Annotated in this window: 3 protein-coding genes; all 3 read left to right on the forward strand. The window is 62.8% G+C overall.

The annotated features are described in order from the left end of the window. The first annotated feature begins 182 nt into the window (after positions 1–182). The 3 genes from CO671_RS32865 to CO671_RS32875 are packed head-to-tail and all read left to right on the forward strand — an operon-like array spanning position 183 to position 4,250. Positions 183–956, forward strand: a complete 774-nt coding sequence (locus tag CO671_RS32865; RefSeq protein ID WP_097609225.1) for a 5-oxoprolinase subunit PxpA — start codon at positions 183–185, stop codon at positions 954–956. Next, positions 949–2,541 carry an urea amidolyase family protein gene (locus tag CO671_RS32870; protein WP_097609228.1) on the forward strand — a complete coding sequence of 531 codons (1,593 nt, stop codon included), beginning with the start codon at positions 949–951 and terminating at the stop codon, positions 2,539–2,541. The genes CO671_RS32865 and CO671_RS32870 overlap by 8 nt, the downstream gene beginning before the upstream one ends. Then, positions 2,538–4,250 (forward strand): biotin carboxylase N-terminal domain-containing protein, encoded by a 1,713-nt coding sequence (locus CO671_RS32875; RefSeq protein WP_097609222.1) that lies wholly within the window; start codon positions 2,538–2,540, stop codon positions 4,248–4,250. The genes CO671_RS32870 and CO671_RS32875 overlap by 4 nt, the downstream gene beginning before the upstream one ends. The last annotated feature ends 103 nt before the right edge of the window (positions 4,251–4,353 follow it).

Here is a 4,353-nt window from a genome sequence, read left to right on the forward strand (position 1 = left end):
AGGGAACCATCATCGTCCTTGCCGTCGTCATCGATCAATACAGGCGATCAAAACAAGCAAGAGCGTGAAAAGACTGCGGCAGAGCAACGTCTATGGACATGACCGGACCGGACCAATCCGATGATGTGGACGTCGCGAAACTTCACGGCAGCCGCAAAGCGGCAACTGATAGGGCAGAAAACATGGCAAACATCGACCTCAACAGCGATCTCGGCGAAAGCTTCGGTGCATGGGCAATGGGTGACGATGTTTCGATGCTGTCGATCGTCACCAGCGCCAACATTGCCTGCGGCTTCCATGCCGGTGACCCGGCTGGCATCCTGTCCGTTTTGAAGGAAGCGACAAAACGCGGCGTCTCGGTCGGAGCCCATATCAGTTACCGCGATCTCGTCGGGTTTGGTCGCCGCAACATGGATCCGTCCAGCGCCGAACTCGTCGGTGATACCATCTACCAGATCGGCGCTTTGCAGGCTCTGGCAATAGCCGCAGGCACCCGGGTGCGCTATGTGAAGCCGCATGGCGCACTGTACAACACAATTGCCACTGATGCCCGACAAGCCTACGATGTCAGCACCGGTATCAAGGCGGTCGATCCCTCGCTCGCCTTGCTGGCGCTTTCCGGGGCGCCCATCGTCGAGCAGGCGCGTGCGGCCGGGCTGACGGTTATCTGCGAGGCCTTCGCCGATCGGGCCTATAACGCCGATGGCAGCCTCGTCAGCCGCCGCTTGCCGGGCTCGATCGTCCACGACCCGGAAATCATCGCCAAGCGGATGCTGCGGCTTGTGGCGGACGGTCGCATCACGGCGATTGATGGCACGGACGTAAGGCTCGAAGCGCAATCGATCTGTGTCCATGGCGATACTCCGGCGGCCGTCGCCATCGCTCAGAGATTGCGCGAAGCATTGATGAGCAATGGCGTCGGCCTCAAGCCTTTCACGGATGTCGACCATGACTGACAAGCTGCGATTTCTGCCCGCCGGCAGCCATGCCTTTCTCGTCGAACTCGACGGTCTGGAAAAGACGCTGACGCTGCTCGATCGCCTTCTGGCCGATCGGCCGGAGGGGGTCGTCGAACTGGTGCCTGCCGCCCGAACGGTGATGCTCCGCTTCGATCCGCATGTGACGGATCGGGCACGGCTTTGCGCGCATATATGCGCGCTTGATCTCGGTCATCGCAGCGCTCGCCAGGGCGAGACGATCGAGATCCCGGTCCGCTATGACGGCGAGGACCTTGCCGAAGTAGCTGAAATCCTCGGCTGGTCGGTCGATGACGTCATCCGCCGCCACACGGAAGCCACCTATACGGTTGCCTTCACCGGTTTTGCTCCCGGCTTTGCCTATATGACCTCGGACGATCCGGACTTCGACCTGCCACGCCGCAAGAGCCCGCGCGTGCGCATTCCTGCGGGTTCCGTGGCGCTCGGCGGCAAATTCGGCGGCGTCTATCCCTCGGACAGTCCAGGCGGCTGGCAGCTCATCGGCACAACCCCATTGAAGATGTGGGACATCAAACGACCGCGCGCCGCACTTCTGGCCCCGGGCGACCGCGTCCACTTTCGTGAAATCGCAAAAGGCGCCCTGGTTGCAGCTGCCGCTGTACCGGAGCCTGAAGCCGTGCAACCCGCGGCAGGGCTTTTCGTCACCCGCGCCGATCGACCCGCGCTGTTTCAGGATCTCGGTCGGTCCGGCAGCAGTGACCAAGGCGTATCGGAATCCGGCGCGCTCGACCGTGCTTGCCTGATGGAGGCCAATCGGTATGTCGGCAATCCGCGCAATGCAGCTGTCTTGGAAATTGCTTTCGGCGGCTTCGCCCTCAAAGTCGATCGACCGGTCACGCTCGCCGTGACCGGTGCACCTGCGCCGCTTGATATATCGACCGAAGACGGTCGTTCCGTCGCCGCACCCTTCGCTCAGCCCTTCGCGCTCGATGCCGGCGACGAACTGACGCTCGGCTTTCCCACGGAAGGCATGCGCAGCTACATAGCGTTGCGCGGCGGTTTCGCTGTCGAACCCATTCTCGGCTCGGCTGCCACCGACACCTTGGCAAAAGTCGGGCCGGCACCGGTTACGGCAGGCGATGTCCTGGTGCCGGCCAACACACCCGTCTCTGCCGTCGATCCCTTCCGGCACGACACACGAGCGCTGCCCAGAGCCGGAGATACCGTGACTCTTGACGTTGTCCTTGGCCCGCGAACCGACTGGTTCACAGCAAAGGGTATCGAGACACTCACAACGCAAATGTGGCAGGTGACAGCTGAATCGAGCCGCGTCGGCATGCGGCTCGCCGGAGCCGAGCCGCGGGAGCGGAAGGATGCCGCCGAATTGCCGTCGGAGGACACCCCCCTTGGGGCAATCCAGGTGCCGCACAGCGGGCAACCGGTGCTCTTCCTGGCCGATCATCCGTTGACTGGCGGCTACCCGGTGATCGGTGTCGTGGCCAGCCACCACCTTGATCTCGCCGGCCAGATCCCGATCGGCGCCAACATCCGCTTCAATGTCGTCGCCGCATTCGATGCGCTCGTCAGGGAAATCAACCGATGAAAAAATTGCTCATTGCCAATCGCGGCGAAATCGCCATCCGCATCAGCCGCGCCGCGCGCGATTATGGCGTCGCCTCGGTCGCGATCTACTCGGATGCCGATGCTGCCTCGCTCCATGTCGACCTTGCCGACGAAGCCTATTGCCTGGGCGCCGGTCGCCCGGTCGACACCTATCTGAATATCGGAAAGATCCTGGAAATCGCGCGACGGGCCGGCGCCGATGCGGTCCATCCCGGTTACGGATTCTTGTCCGAGCGTGCCGAATTCGCCAGCGCCGTCATTGATGCCGGCCTCATCTGGGTCGGTCCCAAACCTGAGGTGATCACGGCGCTTGGCGACAAGGTGGAAGCACGACGGATCGCCGAAAAGGTCGGGGCGCCTCTTGTCAAAGGATCGGACGGTCCTCTGGCCACCGCCGAGGAAGCTATCGCCTTTGCCCGGCAAGCCGGTTTGCCGCTGGCGATCAAGGCTGCCTTCGGTGGCGGTGGCCGCGGCATGAAGGTCGTTCATCGCATTGAGGATGTCGGCGAATTCTTCGAATCCGCCGTGCGCGAGGCGAAGGAAGCCTTCGGGCGCGGTGAATGTTATGCCGAGCAATTCCTGGAAAAACCACGCCATATCGAGGCGCAGATCATCGCCGACAGCCACGGCAATACGGTGGTGCTCGGCACTCGCGATTGCTCGCTGCAGCGGCGCAATCAAAAGCTGGTCGAAGAGGCGCCGGCACCGTTCATCTCCGAGGAGCAGCGCAGCCGCATTCACGATGCCGCCAGGGCGATCTGCGCCTCGGCCGGCTATACCGGCGCCGGTACGGTTGAGTTCCTTCTGTCGCAGAATGGCGTCATTTCCTTCCTCGAGGTCAATACTCGCCTGCAGGTCGAACATCCGGTGACGGAGGAAACGACTGGTGTCGATATTGTCATTGAGCAGCTGCGCATCGCCGATGGGCTGCCGCTGTCGGTCACGCAGACACCTGGCCCACGCGGCCATGCCTTCGAGTTCCGCATCAATGCCGAGGATCCGGGCCGTGGGTTTCTGCCGACACCGGGGTTGATCACGGGTTTTCGCGCTCCGTCCGGTCCTGGCATCCGGCTCGACAGTGGCGTCGAAGCCGGCTCCGAAATTCCCGGCCTTTATGACTCGATGATGGCCAAACTGATCGTTACCGGCGCGACCCGCGAGGAAGCGTTGATCCGCGCCCGCCGGGCACTTGCCGAGTTCAAGATCGAAGGCGTCGCCTCCGTGCTGCCGTTCCACCGGGCCGTGCTGGAGGAGCCGGCCTTCACCGGCGAGGATGGGTTCAAAGTCTTCACCAACTGGATCGAGACAGAGTTCCGTGGAGTCGAGCCGGCTCCGCGAGTTGATCCGGTGGAAGGCGGGCTGCTGCGAAGCTTCATCGAGATCGACGGCAAACGCCATGCGTTCGCCCTTCCGGCTGGGCTGCTTTCGGGCGCTGCGGTTCCAAGAACGACGTCAGGCCCTGTATCCGCCAGTGCAAACAGCAATGCGCTGACGGCGCCGATCCCCGGCACCCTGCAAAAATGGAACGTCGAAGATGGCGCGCACGTTGCCGAAGGCGAGGCGGTCGCCGTGATCGAGGCAATGAAGATGGAAACCCGGGTGCTGGCGCCGAAGGCCGGTCGCATTTCCATCAAGGCCGCACAAGGCGCGGTGGTCGCGCTCGGTGCGGAGCTGGCAACGATAGAGTGACGGATAGGCAAATCGGATGGTGAGCATTCTCGACACGATCAATCCCGACGCCAAGCGCGTGCGCCATCCGGAAAAGGCGCATCGGCCGGATACGGAAGTCATG

This window comes from Rhizobium sp. M10, from assembly GCF_002531955.1.
In the GTDB taxonomy this organism is placed as follows: domain Bacteria; phylum Pseudomonadota; class Alphaproteobacteria; order Rhizobiales; family Rhizobiaceae; genus Rhizobium; species Rhizobium etli_C.